The organism is Streptomyces sp. NRRL F-525 (assembly GCF_000716605.1).
In the GTDB taxonomy this organism is placed as follows: domain Bacteria; phylum Actinomycetota; class Actinomycetes; order Streptomycetales; family Streptomycetaceae; genus Streptomyces.
In genome coordinates, this window is sequence record NZ_JNXE01000135.1 from 1 (window position 1) to 467 (window position 467).

1 protein-coding gene is annotated in these 467 nt (G+C 63.2%); it reads right to left on the reverse strand.

From position 1 onward, the window contains the following. Window positions 1-467: cbb3-type cytochrome c oxidase subunit I (locus tag OO69_RS48220; protein ID WP_033287400.1), on the reverse strand; the 467-nt coding region annotated here is incomplete at both ends.

The window sequence follows — 467 nt, forward strand, 5'->3', positions numbered from 1 at the left end:
ACTCCGCCGGTGACGTACATGTGGTGGGCCCACACGGTCACGGAGAGGCCGGCGATGGAGATCGTGGCCGCGACCAGTCCCATGTAGCCGAACATCGGCTTGCGCGAGAAGACCGGGATGACCTCGGAGATGATGCCGAAGAACGGCAGCGCGATGATGTACACCTCTGGATGGCCGAAGAACCAGAAGAGGTGTTGCCACAGCAACGCACCGCCGTTGGCCGCGTCGAAGACATGTGCCCCGAATTTCCGATCCGCCTCCAGCGCGAAGAGCGCGGCGGCGAGGACCGGGAAGGCCAGCAGAACGAGTACGGCGGTCAGCAGCACGTTCCACACGAAGATCGGCATGCGGAACATCGTCATGCCCGGTGCGCGCATGCAGATGATCGTGGTGATGAAGTTGACCGCACCGAGGATCGTGCCGAAGCCGGAGAAGGCCAGACCCATGATCCACATGTCGGCGCCGAT